Source organism: Dactylosporangium sp. NPDC048998, assembly GCF_043197855.1.
GTDB lineage: Bacteria > Actinomycetota > Actinomycetes > Mycobacteriales > Micromonosporaceae > Dactylosporangium.
Map to the genome: position 1 here is coordinate 459,622 of NZ_JBICTV010000005.1, position 21,173 is coordinate 480,794.

The window sequence follows — 21,173 nt, forward strand, 5'->3', positions numbered from 1 at the left end:
GGGCGGCAGTGCGGGGGCGACGACGTGGAACACCCGCTCGGCCGCGGCCCGGTCAGGGCGCTCGTCACCAGAGGCGCCAGTGTGCTCAGCGCGGTCAGCGGCCAGATGCAGATCTCATCGCAGCGGTAGAGGTGCTTGCGGCACAGATAGGGTGGCCGTATGGAACTGGACGCGCGGCTACTTCAGGCCTCGTCGTTCGGCGCAGCGGCGGTCGCATATGCCGAGCATCGCCCGGACTACGCGCCGGCCGCGGTGCGCTGGGCGCTGGAGCCCGTGCCCGGCCCGCGAGTGCTCGACCTCGGCGCCGGAACCGGCAAGCTCACCGCCACGCTGGTCGCGCTGGGCGCCGACGTCATCGCGGTCGAGCCCGACCCGGCGATGCTGACCGAGCTGCGCCGCGCGCTGCCGGCTGTCCGTGCCCTGCCGGGTAGTGCCGAGGCGATACCGCTGCCGGACGCGTCCGTCGATGCCGTACTGGCCGGAAACGCCCTGCACTGGTTCGACATGGCCGTCGCAGGGCCCGAGATAGCCAGGGTCCTCACACCCGGCGGCATCCTGGCCGGCCTGTGGAACGTCATGGACGACCGAGTCGACTGGGTTGCCGGACTCGAGCGGGTCAGCGGAAGCGCGGCCATTGGCCCACGTGACACGCTCAGCAGCTGGCGCGCCGCGACGGCAGGCTTGCACCTTCCCGACATTGGCCTGGTCGCCCAGTTCGGCTCGCCGGAGCAGGCCGAGTTCCCGCACGGGCAGCGCCGCACCGCCGACTCCCTCGTCGCGACAATCGCGACGCGCGCGGGGGTGCTGGTCATGCCAGAACAGGAACGAGAGGTCGCGCTCGGCCGGATCCGTGCTTTCCTCGCGAGCAGACCGGAGACCACCAGCGGCGAGTTCACCCTCCCGATGCTGACCGGCGTACTGCGCGTCCGGCAGCTGTGAAAGCCATCGACCGCCCGGCATTCAAGTAACGCGAGTCACGGCTCGTCGACCAGCGTCCACGCACCGGCGCTGACCTGGCGGCTCCAATGGCCGCTACGTGTTTCGTACGCCGTTCGGCTGGCCGATCTGGAGGCTGGCGCTCGCTCGTGTCGAAGACGGGATGTCTTGGGCTGATGCACAACCTCGACATCCTCGGCTGGTGGCGCAAACGCGATCACAGGTCAGATCCGTCTAGAACCGGTTCCACGCCTTCTCGTCACGGCGCGTCGGCACAGTCAGCCCGGGTTCTGCCGCGGGCTGTCCATTCGTCCGGGCCGAGAGGTGAGGGAATTCGATCGCCCGTGGCTTCCAACTCCTGGGCCGCCCACTGTGGAACCTGTGCCGGCCAGTCGCGACCCCAGGAGATGAGCGTCAGCCTTATCCGTGCATCGGAACCCATCACAGCCAGCGCGCGTAGGCATCGCCGAGCGTCGGACAAGTCCCCATCCGCGTACACGAACTGTCCGACCAGGCTTTCCAGCAGCCGTGCGGCGTCACCGTACCTGAGCTGACCCAGCATATCCACGAGGTGTCCGGGACGGGGCGGTCTGGCGTCCGACATGAGCACGTCGCACAACACGGGACCGACGTCTACGAGCGCGGCCGCACCGGCCAGCTGCACGATCACGTCGAGCTCCTCCCAGCGCGCCTCGGCCGCGAGCCTGCGCACCAGGACAGGTGCCGCAGCGGCAAACTCCGGCACCCGTTCGAGCACCAGACGCGCGGTCTCCGCGTCCACGGGACCCCGCGGCGCCTCGCCGAGGACACGCGCGGCCAGGCGGTCCACCCATCCCGAGTCGGCCACCGACCGGTCAAAGGGTCGCGGGCCGCGGACTTCACACGGCGGCTCGCCCCAGTTGTCGACGTCCCACGGGACGTCCCGCCACGGCGACACGATCCTGCCGGCCGCGATCAGGGCACGCGACTCGCGATCGTTGCGGTACGCCAGCGGAATCACCGTCGGCGGAAGCGCCTCGCCCGTCGATCGAGATCGCGGGGATTCCGGCCGGGTGCAGTCTCTAGGACCCGGGCCACTGGCCATCCACGCAGCCAGCGGTAGCTCGGCAACAGCGGCGGAAACGCTGATCGTAACCAGCACATCGTCCAGATCCCACTCGCTGTCGGTCACAAGCCCCAACGTACGTCGTCCGATGACACGAGCGTCTACGGTCCGGACAGACGTTTCGGGGCGCTCGAGGCGAGCGGGCGATGTGATGCCAGTACGAGGCGCCAAACGGGGCAGTCGTAACCGCACCGGCGGGCCGCCGGGCATGGCAGGATCGCGGGCATGGCGATCATGGATCGAGACGAGTTCTGGACGATCGTCGACCGCGCACGCGAGGGCGTAGACGACACCCGGACCGCCGAAGGCGCCGGGGAAGTGGCCGAGCGCATCGGTGACCGCCTCACCGAGCTCGGCCGGGAGGCGGCCGTCGCGTTTGACCTCCGGTATGACGCGCTCGACGCGGAGTCATACGACTGGAACCTCTGGGGTGCTGCCTACCTCATGAAAGGAGGCTGCTCCGACGACGCCTTCGACTACTTCCGCGGCTGGCTCGTCGCGCAGGGCCGCAGCACCTGGGAGCGGGCACTGCGGGACCCGGACACGCTCGCCGAACTCGGCATCGATTCCGACGACGACTTCCTCGAGTGCGAGGACATGATCGGCGTCGGCGGAGCGGCGTTCGACGAGGACGAGGACTTCTACGCCGCCGTCGACGCGGCGCGCGCCGAGCTCCCCGCAGACACGTTCAACGGGCCGCTACTCGGCGACGACTTCGATCACGACGATGACCGTGAGGTGCGCGCCCGCTACCCCCGCCTGGCCGAGATTTACCGCTAGTCCCAGAATCTCCGGACGCCACGCGATCGGCCTTGCGCCGGCCGCACGACGGGCAAGCTGGTGCTCACCCCCGTGACGGCCGGCGCATTGCGCTATTTACCCCAGGTGTTGGTCGACCACAGGACGGCGCGGTCGATGTTGCGGTAGAGGACGAGGTTTCCGTCGTCCTGGAGGGTCAGGGTCCCGGCGCCCTTGCCGTAGGTGTTGGAGGCCCAGGCGACGCCGCCCTCGGACTTGTAGGCCACGAGGTTGCCGTCGGGCTGGTTGACGAACCAGGAGTCCGCGCGCATGCCGAACGCCCACAGCGCCTGGGTGCCGTTCTTGTAGAGCACCAGGTTGCCGTCGAAGTCCTGCAGCACGAGGCTGTACACCCCGTTCGGCGACGTGATCCTCCGGCCGAGCACCAGTGCCTGCCCCGTGTTGAGCTGGTGCGCGCCGGCCGCCGGCTGCGGCGGCGCGGGGGCGTGGCAGCACGTGTTGGATGCCCACAGGGCCGCGTGGTCGCTGTCGCGGTACTCGACGACGTTGCCGTCGTTCTGCACCACCAGCGTCACCGGCCCGCCGGGAGCGGCGCGGCCGAGGAGCCCGGTCTCGGTGCCGTCTCGGCGGTGCTCCCGCAGGCCGTTGCCGCCCTCGTTGGCCAGCCAGATGCCCGTGTTCGGCCCGGTCGCCCAGAGGGCTCGCCGGCCGTACTCGTACAGCACCAGGTTGCCGTCCAGGTCCTGCAGGACGAGCGTGAACCGTCCGTCCGGCGAGGTGATGCGATCGTCGCCGGCGCGGCCCCGGACCAGCCGCTCGCCGGTCTTGAGCCGATCCGGCACGGTTGGCCCGCACCCGGCCGGCTGCTGCCAGCGGCCGGTGGCGAACGGCACGCCCCACACCTGAACCTCGACCTCGGCCGAGCCTGCGGCCACCATCGGCAGCACGTAGCTCTGCCCCGGCTGCAGGACGTAGCCGTTCTGGTAGGTGTTCACCACGTGGCTGTAGATGATGACCCACGCCCGCGCCCCGTTGACCGGCTCGCTGACATGCGCGTCGAGCTCCCCGTCACATCGCGACTCGAACCTCACGGTCGGCATGATCGACGGCCCGCAGCGCCCGGTGAGCGCCACGTTCCCCGTCGCGTACACGAACGTTTGGGGCACGCCGTACTGCGCGGTGACGTTGAGCTGGGCGGTGGTGAACCCGAAGTCGGGCAGCCGCAGCGTGCCGACCAGCGCCCCGTCCTGCCGGGCCGGGATGCCGGTGCCCCCGCCCATCCCTTCGAGGGTGCCGGCCTGGGAGGTGCCGATCCGTGGGGAGGTGTCCGCGTAGTACAGGGCGCCGGGTTTGTCCTGGTTGCTGCGCACACTCCACTGGATGACCCAGTTGCTGCTAATCGCGTCACACGACACCGTGCCGGTGACGGTGAGCGCGGGCGCCTCCGCGGCCTGGGCGGCCGCGAGCACGCCGGTGCCGCAGGCGATCGCGGCACCGAGTATTCCCGCGAGTGCGGGCCTGAACAGATACACGGCGGTGAGGCTAGCGACCGCACGGTCGTTCCGCTGCCCCGTATGGAGGTACTCCTCGACGCGCGGGTGAACGGCTCCGAGGACTGGTCAAGGGCCTCGTCGTGTCCGGTCATGCGCCAAACGGTCAGCACAGACCGTCGTTGCTGGTGTCGCGCCGCCAGCCGTTCGTCGGCTGAAGCGAACTCAGCGGCCGAGCACCCGAGCGATCGCCGACACGATCTGATCATCTTCCGCGCCGAGGAGGCGCGCCTCACGCACGAACGCGGTCGCGCGGTCGCGCAACGCCTCGGTCGGATCCGGCTCGAAGGGAGGTGCCGCTGCCACGCGCGTTCCGCCACCCCGCCGGGAGACCACGATCCCGGCCAGCTCAAGTTCACGGTACGTCCGGGCGACCGTGCCGACGGCAAGCCCCAGGTCGGCCGCGAGCTGACGTAAGGGTGGGAGGCGGTCGCCCGGGGCCAGCACACCGAAGCGGACCAGCTCGATCAGTTGGCGGCGCAGTTGCTCGTACGGTGGCGTGGGATCGTCGGTGACCACCGTCAACGCCGGACGATCGGTCACGGCGTCCGCACCCGCGGGTCGGCTCGGTCCAGCGAGGTGAATACCGTGGCTACGCACCAGCTCGCCATGGCAAGCGATGCAGGAACCAGTGCAAGCAGCCCCCAGCCCGTAACCGTCCACCACGTCGGCGCGCAGGAGATGCCGAACAGGCCACCGGCCGCGGTCAGGCTGACACCGGCGAGAGGGATGGCGATAAGGATGCCAACGCCACCAGTGACGGTGCGGGCCGCGCGCCTGCGCAGCGCGTCATCGCCGGCCAGGTCGCTGGTACTACCGGATCGCGGTCGCCGGACGATGGTGCGCACGGCGACGTACGCCATCAGCAGGCCAACCAGCACGATAACCGCCAGCTGACCGGTGTAGAACAGGCCCGGCCACGGGCCGTGGCTCTCGAACATGTCGGACGTGCATTGCCGGCCGAGCGAGCGTCCGGGGCGTCCCATGTCATCGGGGCTGCCGGCCGCCGTCGTCAAGGTGAGCAGCACCAACAGCACTCCCCCCGCGGCGGCGACCGCCCGGCTGAGCTGACGCGGCAGGTAGTCGTGGATGTGACGGACTTCAACAGCCGCGGTCCGCGTCGGCCCGCGCGGTGGCCGGACCGTCAGTTCCCCGGCAAGTACGCCGAGGAGCGTGCACAGTCCGAACAGTGGTGCGGCCAGCAACAGCCCTGTGCCGAGTTCACCGGATCGGGCGGCGATGATGCCGACGATCAAGCCGATCGTCACGCCCGCCCATCGCAGCACGGCCGTGCGCCGGGCGACGGCCCTGGGGATGTCGACCACTTCGACAGCCGGTCGACGCGAGGCCCGCAGTACCAGCATCGTGACCAGCGCGGCGCATGCCATCAGGCCGAACAACAGCACCCCGAACGACAGCACGGGCACCCCATCCTTCTTGTATCAAGCGAGTGATACAAGAAGGATGGGCTACCACCGACGATTGTGTCAAACGCTTGGTACATTCATGCTCGGCTTATGGCACAAGCATCGTGCCGGGTGGTAGGTGGCGTTCCAAGGCGGAGCGCAGCGCGGCGCGGCCGGGACGCAGCAGCCAGATATCGACGACGAACGTGTCGCGGCCGTTGCGGCTCTGTCGCGGTGGCATGAAAGATCCCCCAGTGTGGACGTGCACACCTTCCGGTCCGGTGGGTGTCACCTCCAGCATCGGTGTGCCGAAGCGGCGCACGAGACGCACGGACTCAAGCGCCGGCCAGCGCACCAGGATCGGAGACGAGCCGCCGCTGGCCAACTCCAGCCCCGCACTGGAGACACGCAGCCAGTCCCGGCACCGCGACCAGCGAGTCAGGGCAAACGCTCCGGCGTAGACGAACGGTCCCGTAAGGAGCTGGACGAGCAGTAACCAGTCCTGCAGGGGCCGGGGCGCCGTGGCCAGCGTGTTCATCAGGAGCAACAACACCAACCAAATCGGCACGGTCATCGCCAGCACAACCGAAAATGTGCGCCAGAAGCCTGGCCGGAACGTCAATGCGTCCGCGGCGGGCGGGGCGAAGCGTTGGGGGCCCGGCATGTCGTCATCGTACGGACCTAGCGCCCCTACTCCAGTGGGGCGCTGCCGCGCTCGTCGCGTGCCTGAGGTGCCGGCGAGCGGCGAGCGGCGAGCGGCGAGCGCGGCGGCGCAAGGCCGGGTCTATGCGGTGGCGTAGGCGTCGGCGGCGTCCAGGGCGTCGTCGATGGCGTCGATGCCCTGCAGCAGCTCGTCCTCCGTGATGACCAGCGGGGGCACGACGTGGACGCGGTTGAAGTGGGTGAACGGCCACACGCCGCGGGCCTTGCAGCCGGCGATCACCTCGGCCATCGGGCGCGCGGCCTCGCCGGCGGCGTTGTACGGCACGAGCATCTCGCGCGTGCCGCGGTCGCGGACCAGCTCGATCGCCCAGAACAGGCCCAGGCCGCGCACGTCGCCGACGGACGGGTGGCGCTCGCGCAGCTTCTCCAGGCGCGGGCGGACCACGCGCTCGCCCAGGTCGCGGACGCGCTCGGGGATGCCCTCGTCGCGCATGACCTCGATCGTGGCCACGGCGGCGGCGCAGGCCAGGGGGTGGCCGGAGTACGTCAGGCCGCCGGGGAACGGGCGATCGGCGAACGTCTCGTAGACGCGCGGGCCGAGGATGACGCCGCCCAGGGGTACGTAACCGGAGTTGACGCCCTTGGCGAACGTGATGAGGTCGGGCACCACGCCCCAGCGGTCGACCGCGAACCACTCGCCGCAGCGGCCGAACCCGCTCATCACCTCGTCGGCGATGAGCAGCGCGCCGTGGCGGTCGCACAGGTCGCGCACGCCGGCCAGGTAGCCGGGCGGGGGGACCAGGATGCCGTTGGTGCCGACGACCGACTCCAGGATGACGGCCGCGACGGTGTGCGGGCCCTCGAGCGTGAACACCTCCTCGAGGTGGGCCAGCGCGCGCTCGGTCTCCTGCTCCTCGCTGTCGGCGTGGAAGGGGGAGCGGTACGGATACGGGCCGAAGAACCGCACGACGCCCGGCATCGCCGGCTCGTTCGGCCAGCGGCGCGGGTCGCCGGTGAGTGTGATCGAGCCGGTGGTGGCGCCGTGGTACGAGCGGTACGCGGCCAGGATCTTGTGCCGGCCGGTGGTGCCGCGGGCCATCCGCACCGCGTGCTCGTTCGCCTCTGTGCCGCCGTTGGTGAAGAACACGTGCCGCAGGTCGCCGGGCGCGACCTCGGCGATGAGCCGGGCGGCCTCGCTGCGCGCCGCGTTGCCGAACGTCGGCGCGATCGTGCACAGCTTGGCGGCCTGCTCCTGGATGGCGGCCACGACCCGGGGGTGCTGGTGGCCGAGGTTGAGGTTGACCAGCTGGGAGGCGAAGTCGAGGTACCGCCGGCCAGTCTCGTCCCAGAAGGTCGCGCCCTCGCCGCCGTCCACGACGACCGGGTCGAGGGTCCGCTGGGCCGACCAGGAGTGGAAGACGTGCGCGCGGTCGTCGAGGTACGCGTCGGTGCGTTGTCCCGTCATGAGCAGAAGCTAATGGCACACGTCCGGCCGTACAATAGCTGTTCTGTTACAGGTTGTTACCGGACGTATTCTGAGCACATGCAGATCACCTCGGTGACAGAACTGGAGGAGCTGCTCGGGTCGCCGAAGCCCCGGGCCGTGACCAAGGAACGCGACCGCCTCTGCCGGACCGACCGCGACTGGCTCGCCCTGTCGCCCTTCGTCCTCGTCGGCACGTCCGACGGGGAGGGCAACTGCGACGTATCGCCCAAGGGTGACCCGCCGGGGTTCACCTACGTCATCGACGACCGCACGATCGCCCTGCCGGAGCGCCCCGGGAACAAGCGTGCCGACGGCTTCCACAACATCCTGGCCAACCCGCACGTCGGGCTGATCTTCCTGGTCCCGGGCCGCCGCGAGACCCTGCGGATCAACGGCCGTGCGCGGCTGTTCGCCGACGCGCCGTGGTTCGACGAGCTCGTCGTCGAGGGCCACCGCCCGGTCCTGGCCGTCGTGGTCGACATCGACACGATCTTCTTCCACTGCCAGAAGGCGTTCATGCGCTCGAAGCTGTGGAAGCCCGAGACGTGGACGCCGGACGCCCTGCCGTCGCACGCGGCGCTGGTCAAGAGCGTCCAGAACACCCCGGAGACGCTGCAAGAGCTCGAGGAGTACTACGCCGAATCCAACTACCGCCGGCAGCTGTACGCCTGATCAGAGGTACTGCTCGGGCGTGGCCTCCTCGGCCGTGCCCTGGGGCGGCGTGATGTGCATGGTCGCCCCGTCGGTGACCCGCAGCACGGCCGCGGTCGTGACCTCGCCCAGCTTCATCGGCACGGTGATCGTGGCGAGCCGCCCCTGGGCGTCCAGCTCGACCGTCGCGACCAGCGGCCCGCTGCCGGGCGCGATCCGCCGCTGGTACAGCTCGGTCACGTGCGCGGCCGCGGGATCGGTGAGACGGAGTGCGTCAAGGTCGACCCGCACGGTGTAGGACGCGGGCCCGGTGACGGTGGCGTCGGTGCCCGCGGCGACCCATTGCAGCAGCGCCGCGGGTAGCCCGAGGGCATACCCGAGCTGCTTGACCGTGGCCGGCGCGCCCGGGACGGTGCCGGTGTACTTCAGCAGGTCGAGGTGGCGGTACCGGCCCGACTGCGGCTCGATCTCGAGCCAGACGTCCGTGCCGATGACGAGGGACACGGTGCCGGCCTGGTCGAACCGCATCGCGCCGGTGCCGCCCTCATAGATCGCGTCGTAGCCGCCCAGCGCGGCCGGCGGCGAGAACTTGAACGCGAACCCGGCCGCGGCCGCCGCGGCCATCTGCCCCCGCGGGTCGGGCCGCATCGGCGCGGCCGAGGCCGGCGCCCCGGAGGCGCTCGGGCCCGGGGCCGGCGTCGCGTCCGACTGGCAGCCGGCGCTCACGAGCAGGACGATCGCCACCGCCGCAGCGCGAAGAGTCTTGAACCGCACGACGGGAGTTATACCAGCCAGCCGAGGCACCGGCGTCGATGCCCCACTGCTCGCCGGGGCGCCCGTAGGGGTCGAACCGGGGGGTTAGGCCTACTGTCCCGGGCCGCGCCGGCGGACAGAATGGCTGCATGAAGGCGTGGCCGTTCGCCCGCAGGGGCCTGATCAGCGTCGGCCGGGTGGCGCTGCTCGGGATCGCGGCTGTCCCGATCCACCTCGTGCTCGTCGCGCTCACCGTGGCGTCGTTCGTGACCACCCTGGCCGGCGTCGGGCTGGTGCTGGCGCCGCTGGTGCAGCTGCTGGTGCGCGCCTACGCCAACCTGCGGCGGCGGCTCGCGCGGGAGTGGTGCGGGGCCGAGATCCCGGAGCCGTACCTGCCGCGGCCGGACGGGGCGTGGATCGGGACTCCGAAGCGGTGGATGTGGCTCGTGCGCGACCCGGCGACGTGGCGCGACCTGCTGTGGCTGCTGGGCGGGGTCCCGGTCGGGGTGGTGCTCGGGGTCACCGCGCTGGTTTCGCTGCTGTACGGCCTGCAGGGCATCATCCTGATCCCGGTCATCATCGACGCGGCGACCGGCTGGTACGGCTACGGCGTCATCTGGCCGCTCGACGACGCGGCGGACTACCTGCTCGTGCCGCCGCAGGGGGTGCTGATCACGGTGGGGGCGCTGTACGCCGCGCCCTGGCTGCTGTGGGCGCTCTCGCGGTACGACTTCAGCCTCCTCGGGCCGACCCGCGGCACGACGCTCGCGCTGCGGGTCGACCGGCTCACCGAGACGCGCACCCAGGTGGTCGACGCGCAGGCCGCGGAGCTGCGCCGGATCGAACGCGACCTGCACGACGGTGCGCAGGCCCGGATCGTCGCGCTCGGGATGAGCCTCGGCATGGCCGAGGACCTCGTCACCCGCGACCCCGAAGCGGCGCAGGCGCTCATCGCCGAGGCGCGCGAGGCCAGCGGCAAGGCCCTGGCGGAGCTGCGGCTGCTGGTGCGCGGCATCCACCCGCCGGTGCTCGCCGAGCGCGGGCTGGTCGGCGGGCTGCGCGCGCTCGCGCTGACCCTGCCGGTGCCCGTCGCGGTCGAGGGCGAGCTGCCCGGCCGGCCGCCGGCGCCGGTCGAGTCCGCCGCGTACTTCGCCGCGGTCGAGGCCCTGGCCAACGTCGTCAAGCACAGCGGTGCCTCGGCGGCCTGGGTATCGTTGTCGTACTTCGGGGGCGCCCTCTATCTGACCGTCGGCGACGACGGTGCGGGCGGTGCGGCGCCCCGGCCCGGATCGGGGCTGGCCGGCGTCGAGCGGCGGCTGGCGGCGTTCGACGGCAGCCTGCTCGTCGACAGCCCCGCCGGGGGCCCGACCGTGCTGACCATGGAGCTGCCGTGCGCGTTGTCATCGCCGAAGATCTCGCCCTCCTCCGCGACGGGCTGATCCGGCTGCTCGGCGCCTACGGGTTCCAGGTCGTCGCGGCCGTCGACAACGGCACGGACTTGCGCGCCGCGCTGCTGGAGCACCGGCCCGACGTCGCCGTCGTCGACGTGCGCCTGCCGCCGACCTTCACCGATGAGGGGCTGCGCGCCGCGATCGCCGCCCGCGCCGAGGCGCCCGGCCTGCCGGTGCTGGTGCTCTCGCAGCACGTGGAGCAGCTGTACGCCCGGGAGCTGCTCTCCGACCGCCGCGGCGGCGTCGGCTACCTGCTCAAGGACCGGGTGTCCACGGTCGCGGAGTTCGTGGACGCCGTACGCCGCGTCGCGGCCGGCGGCACCGCCATGGACCCGGAGGTGGTGTCGCAGCTGCTGGCCCGCAACGCCGGCGCCCCGACGCGGGCCCTGACGCCGCGCGAGCGCGAGGTCCTCGGCCTGATGGCGGAGGGCCGCTCCAACGCGGCGATCGCCGGTCGGCTCTTCGTCACGGAGAAGGCCGTCGGCAAGCACATCAACAACATCTTCACCAAGCTGCAGCTGCCCCCGTCCGAGGACGACAACCGCCGCGTCCTCGCAGTCCTGGCGTACCTCAACGCATGATCCCCATCCACGCCGCGCTCGTCACCCGGCTGCGCGCCGCCGGGTGCGTCTTCGCCGAGGAGGAGGCCGACCGCCTGCTCGCCGCCGCCACCGACGCCGCCGCCCTGGAGTCGATGGTGGCGCGCCGGGTCGCCGGCGTTCCGCTGGAGCACGTGCTCGGTCATGCGGATTTCGCGGGTGTACGCCTGGTGGTCACCGACGGCGTCTTCGTGCCCCGCCACCGCACGGAGCTGCTGACCGCGACCGCCCGCACGCTGGTCCGCGACGGCGCGACGGTCCTCGACCTCTGCTGCGGCACCGGCGCCCTCGGCCTGGTCGTCGCGCGCGGCTTCGCGGGCGTGCGCCTGCTCGCCGCCGACATCGACCCCGCGGCCGTGGCCTGCGCCCGGCGCAACCTGGCCGGCCTCACCGCGGAGGTCTTCGAGGGCGACCTGTTCGCTCCACTCCCGCCCGGCCTGCGCGGCCGGGTCGACGTGCTGCTCGCCAACGTTCCGTACGTGCCGACCGCCGAGATCGCCTTCCTGCCCGAGGAGTTTCGCGTCCACGAGGCCCGCGCCGCGCTGGACGGCGGCGCCGACGGCCTCGACGTGCTGCGCCGCGTGGCCGCGCAGGCTCCCGGGTGGCTGGCCCCGGGCGGCGCCCTGCTCACCGAGGCCGGCACCGCCCAGCTGGACGCCGCGCACGCGCTCCTGCGGGCGGCCGGCCTGCACCCGGTGACGGTGACGGACGAGGAGACCGAGACCAACGTCGTGGTCGGCCGGCTACGGTAGCGCCGCGACGTGTGAGGGGACCGGGCCGCCGCGGTGCGATCCACGGCGGCCGGACCCGGCGCGTCAGACGTTCATCACCACCCGCTGGCCGAGCTCGTGGCTGATCCGCTCGAACGTGCCCGCGTTCTCCTGCTTCTGCACCAGGTTGGTGCGCAGGATCTGGGCGCACTGCATCTCGCCCATGAGCAGCGCCTTGTCGATGAGGTTCTGGTAGCCGGCGATGCCGAAGTGGGCCAGCTTGGTCTCGGCGTCGACGGTGTAGATCTCCATCGCCTCCATGGAGGGCCGCATCTCGGTGAACGCCTGGAACTCGGCGCGCATCCCGTCGAGCGTCATGCACGGCACCTCGGAGGGCTCAGCCTCCATCATCGCGAAGCACGTCTCGATGTTCTGGATCTTCTGTTGGCCCTGCTGCTGCTGGGCCTTCAGGATCTGGGCGAGGGGGCTCTGCTCGGTCCGCCCGAGGATCTCGCCCACCATCTGGTTGCTCTTGCGCTCGGCGTCGTACATGCCCGACAGCTCGTAGAGGAACAGGTCGGCCGGGTTGTCGAGTGCCATCTGCTTCTCCTGCCTGCGTTGGGGTTTGGTGGTGCCGGACGCGCTCTACCCGCCGTACCGGAACTCTCACGCGCCCGGCGCAGGTCGTGCATGGCCCGGAGGGTGGTTCGCTTCGGTGCGCGGCCGGGTGGGTGTGATGGCGTAGATTCGTGCGGGTGGATCGCGTCGTGGTCGTCGGGGCGGGCCCCGTGGGCGTCGCGGCCGCGATCCTTCTCGCGCAGCGCGGCATCCCGTGCCTGGTCCTGGACCGCTACGCCGAGCCTTACCCGCTGCCCCGCGCCGTCCACGTCGACGACGAGGTGATGCGCATCCTGCAGGAGATCGGCGTGGCCGAGGACTTCCTGCGCGTGAGCCGGCCCGGGCTGGGGCTGCGGCTGCTCGACGGGCGGCACCGGGTGATGGCCGAGTTCCGCCGGGACGCCGCGCGCGGCCCGCACGGCTACCCGCAGGCGAACATGTTCGACCAGCCCGATCTCGAGCGCCTGCTGCGCGCCCGGATGGCGCGGCTCGACCTGGTCGAGTTCGTCGGCGGCGCCGAGGTGTTCGCCGTCTCCTCCTCGATCGTTCGGTACCGCATGATCTCCGACGGCACCGAACACGCCGCGCCGGCCTCGGCCGTGCTCGGGTGCGACGGCGCGAACAGCACCGTCCGCGACCTCATCGGCGCGCGCCGTGTCGACCTGCGCTTCGCGGAGCGCTGGCTCGTCGTCGACGGCGTGTGCGAGGCCGACCTGGACGCCTGGGGCGGCGTGCACCAGGTGTGCGACCCGCGCCGCGCCGCGACCTTCATGCAGCTTGGCCCGCGGCGGTACCGCTGGGAGTTCCGCCTCTTCGACGGCGAGCCAGAGGTGGACGTCGGCGCGCTGCTGGCGCCGTGGTCGGATGGGGTTGCGGTGCGGATCGTGCGCCGGGCGGAGTACACCTTCCGCGCCGAGGTCGCCGACCGCTGGCGGTCCGGGCGGGTGTTTCTCCTGGGTGACGCCGCGCACCAGACCCCGCCGTTCATCGGCCAGGGCCTGGGCGCGGGACTGCGGGACGCGTACAACCTGGCATGGAAGCTGGCCGAAGACCTGACCACCCCCGGCGGCGCCGGGGACCTGCTCGACTCCTACGAACGCGAGCGCGCCCCGCACGTGCGCGCCCAGATCCGCCTCGCGATCGTGGCCGGCTGGGCGATGACCGGCGGCCAGGACCGCGCCGCCGCCGTGCGCCGGGTCATACTCGGGGCGATCTGGCGCCTGCCCGGCCTCAAGGCCCTGGCGCTGCGCTCGACCAGCCCCCCGCTGCGCGGCGTCGGCCGCGGCCGGCGGGCGGGCACCCTGGCCCCGCAGCCCTCGGTGACGTGGCAGGGCCGCACCGTCCGGCTGGACGAGGTGCTCGGCCCCGGCTGGGCGGTGCTGCACACGGGCGATCCCCCGCCCGGCCACGACGGCCGCCGCCTGGTCGCCGTCACCCCGGCCCTCGACCCGACGGGCGAACTCCGCCGCTGGATGCGCGGCCGTACCGTGGTCCTACGCCCCGACCGGGTAGTGCAAAATGCGGTGGGCCGGGTGGCGTCGCGGGCGCACAATCGAGGCCGATATGGAACACGGTCAGTTAGTCAAGATCAGTAAGCGGATGTCCAAGGCGCTCCGCCATGATCCGGCGCGCGCCGGGATCGTGCTCGACGACGCCGGGTGGGTGACGGTGCCGGAGTTTCTCGCGGCCATGGGCATCGACCGCGAGACGCTCGACGCCGTCGTCGCGGGCAATGACAAGCAGCGGTTCGCCATCGCCGTCGGGGACGACGGGGTGGAGCGGATCCGGGCCAACCAGGGGCACTCGGTGCCCGTCGAGCTCGGGCTCGCCGAGGCCGAGCCGCCGGAACTGCTGTTTCACGGCACCAGCGCCGGCGCCCTCGCCTCGATCCAGGCCACCGGGCTGAACAAGGGCGGGCGTCACCACGTACACCTGTCACCCGACACGGACACGGCTCGCCGCGTCGGGGCCCGGCGCGGCGGCGCGATCGTCATCCTCACCGTGCTCGCCGGGCAGATGGCCCGCGCCGGGCACACGTTCCACCGGTCCGACAACGGCGTATGGCTCACCGACGCCGTCCCGCCCGAGTTCATCCGGACCGCCTGACCAGGCTAGACCGGGCGGGGTCGCTCCCGGCGGACCACCGGGCGGCGGCCCTTCAGGGTGGTGCGCCGCAGCGTGTCGATGACCTCGTCGACGGCGCCGTCGGGGACCTCGACCAGGGAGAAGCGGTCGGTGATCTCGATCGCGCCGATGTCCCGGCCGCTCAGGCTCGACTCGCCGGTGATCGCGCCGACGAGGTCCTGAGGCCGGATGCCGGCGCTGCGGCCGGCGCCCACGAACAGCCGGGTCATGCCGCCCGTGGGGGCGCGCCGGCCGCCGGCGTCGCGGCCGCGGCCCCGCCCGTCCGTGTCGCGCACGCTCACCCGCCGGCCGGGGCGCTCCTCGCGGTCGCGGGGCTGCCGCAGCGGTACCTCCGGAATCTCCTCCTGATCGCCGTCGCCGACGCCCGTCGACTCGTGCGCCAGCTTGATGGCGGCGAGCGCGATCTCCATCGGGTCGAACTCCTCGGAGAGGGAGTCCACGACCACCCGGAACCGCTCCAGGTCGATGTCGGCGATGAGGCTCTCCTGCAGCGCGGCGCGGGTCAGTTCGAGGCGCCGGGCGCGCAGGTCGGCGATCGACGGTACTTTCTCGATCGCGATGCGCTGCTTGGTGACCCGCTCGATGGTCTTGAGCATCCGGTGCTCGCGCGGCTCGGCGAGGGTGATCGCCACGCCCTCCCGGCCGGCGCGGCCGACGCGGCCGATGCGGTGCACGTACGACTCGGGCGCCGACGGGACGTCGTAGTTCACCACGTGCGTCAGGTGCTCGACGTCGAGCCCGCGGGCCGCGACGTCGGTGGCGATGAGCAGGTCGGCGGTGCCGTTGCGCAGCCGCGCCATCACCCGGTCGCGCTGCTCCTGGCCCATGCCGCCGTGCAGGGCCTCCGCGCGATACCCGCGCCCGTTGAGCGTCTCGGTCAGCGAGTCGACCTCGTCGCGGGTGCGGCAGAACACGATCGCGGCGCCGGGCGCCTCGACGTCGAGCACGCGGCCGAGCGCGGCGGGCTTGTGCGCCCGCGGTACCACGTAGGCGACCTGGCGCACCAGCGGCGCCTCGCCCGCGGGCGTCGGCTCGCGCCCGATCTGGATGCGCACCGGGTCGCTGAGGTGACTCCGCGCGAGCCCGTCGATGCGCGGCGGCATCGTCGCCGAGAACAGCACCGTCTGCCGGTCCTCGGGCGTCTCCTGCAGGATCGCCTCGATGTCCTCGGCGAAGCCCATGTCGAGCATCTCGTCCGCCTCGTCGAGCACGACGACGCGCAGGTCGTTCAGGCGCAGCGTGCCGCGGCCGAGGTGGTCCAGCGCGCGGCCCGGCGTGGCGACCACGACGTCGACGCCGAACTCGAGCGAGCGCAGCTGCCGCCCGATGGGCTGGCCGCCGTAGATGGGCAGGACGCGGACGCCCAGGTCCCGGCCGTACCGATGAATGGCCTCCGAGACCTGCACCGCGAGCTCGCGGGTCGGCACCAGGACCAGCGCCGACGGGTTGTCGCCGCCGGGGTGCGGCAGGCGCTGTAGCAGCGGCAGCGCGAAGGCGGCCGTCTTGCCGGTGCCCGTCGCGGCCTGCCCGAGCAGGTCGCGGCCGGCCAGCATCGGCGGGATGGCCTCGCGCTGGATCGGGGTGGGCTCCTCGTACCCGAGGCCGTTGAGCGCCTTCAGTAGCTCGTCCCGCAGCCCGAGGTCGGCGAAGCTGGTGACGTCGTCATCCTGGGTGATCTCGGTCACGGGGTGCTCCTAACTCGGCATTGCGGCCCCTCTAGCATCCCAAACGCTCGGGTGCGCCCTAGTGGCGCGGTCGCCGTCTGTGATTTGTGACCGGTTAGTGTTTGACAGGTGGCGTACGACTCGCGGCCCGACACTTCGGGTGAGGACTGGCGCGAGCGGCGGGCGCGGGCGGTCGCGCACCACTTCGCGGAGCTCGAACGCCGCCGTGAGGCCGAGGCCGCCCAGGCCATGAGCCTCATCGCCGATTTCGTGTCCGCCGCGCGCGAGTCCGGCCCGCCGGCGGTGCCGCTGCGCGCCCGCTCCTACACCGGCCGCACCTACCGGACGTCACTGCGCGGTTGGTACCTCGATCACGCCCGCACGATCGCGATCTCCGAGGCCGGGGAGTACTACTCGCTGCTCGTCCCGCCGTCGGCCCGCTCGTGGCTGACCGGCGCGGACCCGGCCCCGCGACCGCCGCGCCTGATCGTCGGCGAGGGCGCCCGCGACGGCGAGTCGATGCCGCTCGCCACGCTGCTGCAGCGCCTCCTGACCGCCGCGCCGAGTTGATGTGTAAGAAGTGGCTGCGATAGTAGCCATTTCCTACACATCAACTAGCTCGCCGCTGGGCAGGGTGAGCTTCAGGCGTGCGGTGACCGGTGAGGCGGCGAACGGTGCGATGTCAGGCCGTCAGCCAGCCGGACGGCTTCTTGTCCTCCGACGTCGGGCCCCACGACTCGAGCACGACGGCGGCGCCGAGCTCGCCCTCGACGGTGCGTACCCAGTCGGTCACCGGCGCGTACCGCGGCTCGACGCAGGCCAGGGCGCGGGTCATCGCCTCCTGCCGGGCGAGGTCGCCGGGCTCGCCGGCGCGTAGCGGGTCGGAGCGGTAGGAGCGGCAGATCCGCCGGACCGGCAGGTCGAGGTGGGTGAGCGCCAGGCCGTCGACCCCGCCGCAGACCTGCAGCGCGTACCGGTGCAGCGGCGCGTCGAAGTGCCCGACCCGGAACGGGCCCTGCCAGTCGTTGGCCGGGTTGTTCGGGTCGATGATGCCCAGCCCCGGGTCCTCGGTCGGCAGCGGGCCGGCGCCGTGGCGGGTGGTCACGGTCCGCAGCACGCCGAGCCGGAACGCGGGCGCGCCGTCCAGCAGCTCCTCGGCGTTGGCGAAGGTGGTGGTGCTCCACGTCGTGTACGGGTGGAAGCCGTGCCACTCGTCCAGCAGTACACCCTGGGCCCCCTCGAACACGCAGGGCCCCTCGGCGCGGAAGCCGTCTACCAGCGGCGCCGTCGCCGCGAACCCCTCGTAGGCGGGCAGGCACGCCTCCACCGGCGGCCCGCCGGCCCCCAGCCGCTCGCGCAGCAGGGCGAGCTTGCGGCGCAGGACCGCGGGCTCCGCGCAGTCGCCGGCGCGCGGCGCGTCGCCGGGGTGCGCGAGCGCGTACGCCATCGTCTCGCCGACGCCCATGCCGCACGAGCCGTGCCGGTCCGCGCCGCGCGTGAGCTCCTTGGCCCGGTTGGCCGCGCGGTGGTACGGCGTGGAGATGAGCGCCGCGCGGTCGACGCTCAGCCGCCGCCAGACGTCGCGCGCACCCAGCGCGGTGAGGTGCTCGGCCTCGGTGACCAGCGCGAGCGGGTCGACGACCATGAACCGTGACAGGTGGGTGCGCACGCCGGGGCGTAGCGAGCCGGCGCCGAACTGGGCGAACGTGTGCTTGCGGCCGTCGGCGAGCACGACGGTGTGCGCCGCCTGGGCGCCGCCGTTGAACCGCACGACGGTGTGTACCTCGCGGGTCGCGCACAGGTGGTCGACCACGGTCCCCTTGCCGCAGTCGCCGAACCCGAGATCGACGACGATGATGTGCATGCCGCATGCTCCTGGCGATGGGTTGCCGTCGCGGTGGGTGCCGCCCCCTCGACGGCACCCACGGTAATGTGACGATTACAGGCGTTCGACCGTTACGGGGCCGGTCAGATCCGTCGGGGTGGAGCCGGTGGCGACCGGTGCGCGGCCGCCGCCGATGCGGGCCAGGGCCTTGCCGACCGAGTCCACCGCGCCCGAGCCGACCTCATCCAGGTCCGCCAGGCCCTCGTCGAGGTCGATGCTGTCCTCGCCGAGCCCGACGGTCAGGGCGATCGTCTCGCACACCGCGTCGAGGTCGTCGAGCGCGATGACGTTCTGGCCGAGCAGGTCGCGCCAGAAGTCGAGGATCGCCGCGTTGCCCGCGTACGAGGAGCCGGCCGGCAGGATGTAGTACGTGTCGTAGGTGCGGCGCACCTCGTCGACGATGGCGCGCAGGGAGATCGGCTCACCCAGCCGGTCGCCGATGACCTTCCCGACCTCGGCCGGCTTGACCCGCGGGTACGCTTGCTCGTCGCCGATGATGAACAGGTACCCGCGCCGGCCCCGCTTCTCGTAGCAGTCGATGCCGGTGTGGCGGGCCATGAAGTACATCGCGAGCTCGTAGGACTCGGTCATCTGCCCGCCACCGCCGCCCTCGAGCACGAACCGGCCCAGGTCCTCGTCGAGCCGGTTGTCCGACTCGAACTGGCCGACCTGCAGCGGCGCACGGTCGCACGTGGCGTCGCCGATCGCGCCGAACAGGATCTGCGGGTCCTTGACGTACCCCTTGCGCAGCAACAGGCCGAGCAGCTGCGGCAGCTTCTGCTGCAGCACGCGCGGTACCGAGCCCATCGAGCCGGTCACGTCGAAGAGCACGGCGATGGCCACGGAGTCCGGGTGCTCGGCGGAGTCGCGGCTCTCCCGGGCGGTGACGCACTTCGGGTCGAGGGCCTTGTGCACGGTACGGGCGCCGGAGTCGCTGTAGGCGAAGGCGCTCGTGCCGGTGGCGCGCCGGTAACGGTCGGCGGCGTCGTAGACGTCGGTCGACCAGGTTCCACTGCCCATCGGGGTTCTCCCTCGTCAGAGTGTGAACGGTCGGAACTTGCGGGGGCCGTACAGCCGGTGCAGCAGCTCGTCGAGCTCGGCGAGCAGCTGCCACGCGTCGTCGGGGCGCTGCCGTGGCGAGGCGAGCAGGCAGCCGTCGGCGAAGCGGCGCAGCGCCTTCGGTGCGCGCTCGCCCATCAGGTCGGCCATCAGCCGGGCGGCCATGGCCAGGTCGGTGTACGGGCCGGGGGTGCCGCGGTCGAGGACCTCGGCGGGGTAGTGGTCGCGGTGGCGGGGGACGATGGCGGCGATGCGCTCGCCCGGGGCGCTCGCGCTGTAGCACCAGTCGACGAGCACCACGCCGTGCTCGTCGGGCTCGATGAGGACGTGCTCCGGCAGTACCGCGCCGTGCACGACGCCCACGCGGTGCGCGAGGCCGAGCGCGACGAGCAGCCGGCGCCACATCCACGCCGCGTCCCTCGGGTCGAGGCCGTGCGGCCGCCGCTCCGCCACCTCGGCGAGGCTGTGCAGCCGGCTCGCGGACACCGCGATGACGTTGCCCCGCCGCGGCCTGCCGGATGTTTCGGATTTATGGCGAAAAGTGTCGACCAGTCGTGGTACGTACGGCAGATACCTCGGGTCGCCGTGCTCCGCCAGGCGGCGCAGCGCGGTGGCCTCCCGCGCCATCAGGTCGTTGCACGCCGGGTCGCGGACCAGCTTGAGGTGGCCCTCCGGCACGCGATAGAGGTTGGCCAGGTCGCCGCGGTGGTCGAGCGTCGCCGTGGAGTACACGCCGCGCTCGCTGCGGATCGTGCCGCGGTTGCGCCACAGCTCCGACAGGCGCGCGAACGCCTTGGTGCCCCGCGGCCCGGCGGCGTCCGGGTGGACCAGCCGGGCCAGGCTGCGGTACCGCCGGTGCGCGTCGGTGCCGCCGAAGAGCTCCTCCGCGGTGGCCGTCTCGACCAGGGCGATGGCCTCGTCGGTGTTCATCGCACGGTCTCCTCCCGGCTCGGCATGAGCAGCGCGGGGTGCAGCAGTTGGGCATCGCCGGCACGGTAGAGCTTGGCCCGCGGCCCGCCCCGCGCGCCGCCGCGCTCGGTTGTGGCCCCGGTGCTCTCCACGAACCCCGGCACGGACAGGACCTTGCGGTGGAAGTTGCCGGCGTGCAGCGGTTCGCCCCAGACCGTCTCGTACACGGCCCGCAGCTCGGCGATCGTGAACTCCTCGCCGACGAACTTCGTGGCCAGCGGGGTGTACTCGAGCTTCGAGCGGGCCCGCTCGAGCCCGTCGGCGAGGACCGTGGTGTGGTCGAAGGCCAGCGCGGCCGGCCGGTCGTCCATCGGCACCCAGGCGGCCTCGCGCGCGTCGGTGCCCGACACCGGGTCGGGCAGGTGCGGCGCGAAGGCCAGGTATGCGACCGAAAACACGCGCATGCGCGGGTCCCGGTCCGGCGCGCCGTACGTCCCCAGCTGCTCCAGGTGCAGCCGCCGGTTGGCGGTGGCGACGCCCGTCTCCTCGGCCAGTTCCCTCGCCGCGGCGGTGGGCAGGTCCTCCCACTCGCCGACGAACCCGCCGGGCAGCGCCCACATGTCCTTCATGGGCGGGCAGGCGCGGCGGACGAGCAGGACGTGCAGCGCCCCGCCGCGAATCGTGAACGCGACGACGTCGACGGTGACGGCGACCGGCGGGTAGGCGCGGGGGTCGTAGTTGGCGAGGAAGTCGGCGTCGTCGTTGGTCACGGCCCGGAGTCCTTCTCAGGAAGAGTCCTTCTCGCCCCGAGTCTTTCTCGGTTC

The 21,173-nt window shown here is 72.2% G+C and carries 22 protein-coding genes; 9 read left to right on the forward strand and 13 right to left on the reverse strand.

From position 1 onward, the window contains the following. The first annotated feature begins 159 nt into the window (after positions 1–159). The gene (locus tag ACGFI8_RS15935) at positions 160–939 is read left to right on the forward strand and encodes a class I SAM-dependent methyltransferase (RefSeq protein ID WP_392805006.1); all 780 of its coding nucleotides are present in this window, start codon (positions 160–162) and stop codon (positions 937–939) included. A gap of 256 nt (positions 940–1,195) precedes the next feature. On the opposite strand, the gene ACGFI8_RS15940 is transcribed toward ACGFI8_RS15935, so the two are convergent. Next, positions 1,196–2,107, reverse strand: a complete 912-nt coding sequence (locus tag ACGFI8_RS15940; protein ID WP_392805009.1) for a hypothetical protein — start codon at positions 2,105–2,107, stop codon at positions 1,196–1,198. A gap of 159 nt (positions 2,108–2,266) precedes the next feature. Between ACGFI8_RS15940 and ACGFI8_RS15945 the strand changes: the two genes are divergently transcribed. Beyond that, positions 2,267–2,821 (forward strand): DUF4240 domain-containing protein, encoded by a 555-nt coding sequence (locus ACGFI8_RS15945; RefSeq protein WP_392805012.1) that lies wholly within the window; start codon positions 2,267–2,269, stop codon positions 2,819–2,821. Positions 2,822–2,913: 92 nt separating this feature from the next. Here ACGFI8_RS15945 and ACGFI8_RS15950 read toward each other — a convergent pair whose 3' ends face one another. From ACGFI8_RS15950 to ACGFI8_RS15970, 5 genes are all read right to left on the reverse strand, one after another. Next, a complete protein-coding gene (locus ACGFI8_RS15950) occupies positions 2,914–4,332 on the reverse strand; it encodes a hypothetical protein (RefSeq protein ID WP_392805014.1) in 1,419 nt (472 codons plus the stop codon). Positions 4,333–4,515: 183 nt separating this feature from the next. Continuing rightward, positions 4,516–4,869: a GntR family transcriptional regulator gene (locus ACGFI8_RS15955; protein WP_392805404.1), complete on the reverse strand. Its 354-nt coding sequence runs from the start codon at positions 4,867–4,869 to the stop codon at positions 4,516–4,518. Positions 4,870–4,889: 20 nt separating this feature from the next. After that, positions 4,890–5,777 (reverse strand): hypothetical protein, encoded by an 888-nt coding sequence (locus ACGFI8_RS15960; protein WP_392805016.1) that lies wholly within the window; start codon positions 5,775–5,777, stop codon positions 4,890–4,892. 88 nt (positions 5,778–5,865) lie between these two features. Beyond that, on the reverse strand, positions 5,866–6,420 hold the full coding sequence (locus ACGFI8_RS15965) for a hypothetical protein (RefSeq protein WP_392805017.1): 555 nt from the start codon (positions 6,418–6,420) through the stop codon (positions 5,866–5,868). A gap of 120 nt (positions 6,421–6,540) precedes the next feature. Next, positions 6,541–7,884 carry an aspartate aminotransferase family protein gene (locus ACGFI8_RS15970; protein ID WP_392805020.1) on the reverse strand — a complete coding sequence of 448 codons (1,344 nt, stop codon included), beginning with the start codon at positions 7,882–7,884 and terminating at the stop codon, positions 6,541–6,543. A 78-nt stretch (positions 7,885–7,962) separates the two neighbouring features. On the opposite strand from ACGFI8_RS15970, the gene ACGFI8_RS15975 reads away from it, so the two are divergent. Further along, positions 7,963–8,577: a pyridoxamine 5'-phosphate oxidase family protein gene (locus ACGFI8_RS15975; RefSeq protein WP_392805023.1), complete on the forward strand. Its 615-nt coding sequence runs from the start codon at positions 7,963–7,965 to the stop codon at positions 8,575–8,577. Here the strand turns inward: ACGFI8_RS15975 and ACGFI8_RS15980 are convergent, their stop codons facing one another. Further along, on the reverse strand, positions 8,578–9,330 hold the full coding sequence (locus ACGFI8_RS15980) for a hypothetical protein (protein WP_392805026.1): 753 nt from the start codon (positions 9,328–9,330) through the stop codon (positions 8,578–8,580). It lies immediately after the preceding gene. A gap of 128 nt (positions 9,331–9,458) precedes the next feature. On the opposite strand from ACGFI8_RS15980, the gene ACGFI8_RS15985 reads away from it, so the two are divergent. From ACGFI8_RS15985 to ACGFI8_RS15995, 3 genes are read left to right on the forward strand one after another with little or no spacing between them, the layout of a single operon-like run. Continuing rightward, on the forward strand, positions 9,459–10,748 hold the full coding sequence (locus ACGFI8_RS15985; protein WP_392805027.1) for a sensor histidine kinase: 1,290 nt from the start codon (positions 9,459–9,461) through the stop codon (positions 10,746–10,748). Further along, entirely contained in the window at positions 10,700–11,341 is a 642-nt protein-coding gene (locus ACGFI8_RS15990; protein ID WP_392805030.1) for a LuxR C-terminal-related transcriptional regulator, read from the forward strand. Before ACGFI8_RS15985 ends, ACGFI8_RS15990 begins: the two co-directional genes overlap by 49 nt. Further along, positions 11,338–12,111, forward strand: coding sequence for a putative protein N(5)-glutamine methyltransferase (locus ACGFI8_RS15995; RefSeq protein ID WP_392805032.1), 774 nt, complete (start codon positions 11,338–11,340; stop codon positions 12,109–12,111). The genes ACGFI8_RS15990 and ACGFI8_RS15995 overlap by 4 nt, the downstream gene beginning before the upstream one ends. A gap of 63 nt (positions 12,112–12,174) precedes the next feature. Here ACGFI8_RS15995 and ACGFI8_RS16000 read toward each other — a convergent pair whose 3' ends face one another. Next, positions 12,175–12,669: a ferritin-like domain-containing protein gene (locus ACGFI8_RS16000; protein ID WP_392805035.1), complete on the reverse strand. Its 495-nt coding sequence runs from the start codon at positions 12,667–12,669 to the stop codon at positions 12,175–12,177. Positions 12,670–12,824: 155 nt separating this feature from the next. On the opposite strand from ACGFI8_RS16000, the gene ACGFI8_RS16005 reads away from it, so the two are divergent. Both ACGFI8_RS16005 and ACGFI8_RS16010 read left to right on the forward strand, forming a co-directional pair. Continuing rightward, positions 12,825–14,282, forward strand: a complete 1,458-nt coding sequence (locus tag ACGFI8_RS16005; RefSeq protein ID WP_392805038.1) for a bifunctional 3-(3-hydroxy-phenyl)propionate/3-hydroxycinnamic acid hydroxylase — start codon at positions 12,825–12,827, stop codon at positions 14,280–14,282. Between the two features lie 4 nt (positions 14,283–14,286). Then, complete coding sequence (locus tag ACGFI8_RS16010) at positions 14,287–14,793, forward strand: RNA 2'-phosphotransferase (protein ID WP_392805041.1); 507 nt, start codon at positions 14,287–14,289, stop codon at positions 14,791–14,793. 5 nt (positions 14,794–14,798) lie between these two features. On the opposite strand, the gene ACGFI8_RS16015 is transcribed toward ACGFI8_RS16010, so the two are convergent. Beyond that, positions 14,799–16,517 carry a DEAD/DEAH box helicase gene (locus tag ACGFI8_RS16015; RefSeq protein ID WP_392805044.1) on the reverse strand — a complete coding sequence of 573 codons (1,719 nt, stop codon included), beginning with the start codon at positions 16,515–16,517 and terminating at the stop codon, positions 14,799–14,801. Between the two features lie 108 nt (positions 16,518–16,625). On the opposite strand from ACGFI8_RS16015, the gene ACGFI8_RS16020 reads away from it, so the two are divergent. After that, positions 16,626–17,066 (forward strand): hypothetical protein, encoded by a 441-nt coding sequence (locus tag ACGFI8_RS16020; protein ID WP_392805046.1) that lies wholly within the window; start codon positions 16,626–16,628, stop codon positions 17,064–17,066. Positions 17,067–17,178: 112 nt separating this feature from the next. Here the strand turns inward: ACGFI8_RS16020 and ACGFI8_RS16025 are convergent, their stop codons facing one another. The 4 genes from ACGFI8_RS16025 to ACGFI8_RS16040 all read right to left on the reverse strand — a co-directional run bounded on the left by ACGFI8_RS16025 (position 17,179) and on the right by ACGFI8_RS16040 (position 21,119). Further along, positions 17,179–18,360: an adenylosuccinate synthetase gene (locus tag ACGFI8_RS16025; RefSeq protein ID WP_392805048.1), complete on the reverse strand. Its 1,182-nt coding sequence runs from the start codon at positions 18,358–18,360 to the stop codon at positions 17,179–17,181. Between the two features lie 75 nt (positions 18,361–18,435). Beyond that, positions 18,436–19,401, reverse strand: a complete 966-nt coding sequence (locus ACGFI8_RS16030; protein ID WP_392805051.1) for a hypothetical protein — start codon at positions 19,399–19,401, stop codon at positions 18,436–18,438. Between the two features lie 15 nt (positions 19,402–19,416). After that, positions 19,417–20,370 (reverse strand): serine/threonine protein kinase, encoded by a 954-nt coding sequence (locus ACGFI8_RS16035; protein WP_392805054.1) that lies wholly within the window; start codon positions 20,368–20,370, stop codon positions 19,417–19,419. Then, positions 20,367–21,119 (reverse strand): NUDIX domain-containing protein, encoded by a 753-nt coding sequence (locus ACGFI8_RS16040; protein ID WP_392805056.1) that lies wholly within the window; start codon positions 21,117–21,119, stop codon positions 20,367–20,369. Before ACGFI8_RS16040 ends, ACGFI8_RS16035 begins: the two co-directional genes overlap by 4 nt. Positions 21,120–21,173 lie beyond the last annotated feature (54 nt).

Excerpts from the sequence above, each read along its gene's own strand:
- ACGFI8_RS16035 (WP_392805054.1), bottom strand. The coding sequence starts at position 20,370 with ATGAACACCGACGAGGCCATCGCCCTGGTCGAGACGGCCACCGCGGAG.
- ACGFI8_RS15935 (WP_392805006.1), top strand. The coding sequence starts at position 160 with ATGGAACTGGACGCGCGGCTACTTCAGGCCTCGTCGTTCGGCGCAGCG.
- ACGFI8_RS16010 (WP_392805041.1), top strand. The coding sequence starts at position 14,287 with ATGTCCAAGGCGCTCCGCCATGATCCGGCGCGCGCCGGGATCGTGCTC.
- ACGFI8_RS16030 (WP_392805051.1), bottom strand. The coding sequence starts at position 19,401 with ATGGGCAGTGGAACCTGGTCGACCGACGTCTACGACGCCGCCGACCGT.
- ACGFI8_RS15970 (WP_392805020.1), bottom strand. The coding sequence starts at position 7,884 with ATGACGGGACAACGCACCGACGCGTACCTCGACGACCGCGCGCACGTC.
- ACGFI8_RS15995 (WP_392805032.1), top strand. The coding sequence starts at position 11,338 with ATGATCCCCATCCACGCCGCGCTCGTCACCCGGCTGCGCGCCGCCGGG.
- ACGFI8_RS15975 (WP_392805023.1), top strand. The coding sequence starts at position 7,963 with ATGCAGATCACCTCGGTGACAGAACTGGAGGAGCTGCTCGGGTCGCCG.
- ACGFI8_RS16000 (WP_392805035.1), bottom strand. The coding sequence starts at position 12,669 with ATGGCACTCGACAACCCGGCCGACCTGTTCCTCTACGAGCTGTCGGGC.
- ACGFI8_RS15945 (WP_392805012.1), top strand. The coding sequence starts at position 2,267 with ATGGCGATCATGGATCGAGACGAGTTCTGGACGATCGTCGACCGCGCA.
- ACGFI8_RS15985 (WP_392805027.1), top strand. The coding sequence starts at position 9,459 with ATGAAGGCGTGGCCGTTCGCCCGCAGGGGCCTGATCAGCGTCGGCCGG.
- ACGFI8_RS15965 (WP_392805017.1), bottom strand. The coding sequence starts at position 6,420 with ATGCCGGGCCCCCAACGCTTCGCCCCGCCCGCCGCGGACGCATTGACG.
- ACGFI8_RS16025 (WP_392805048.1), bottom strand. The coding sequence starts at position 18,360 with ATGCACATCATCGTCGTCGATCTCGGGTTCGGCGACTGCGGCAAGGGG.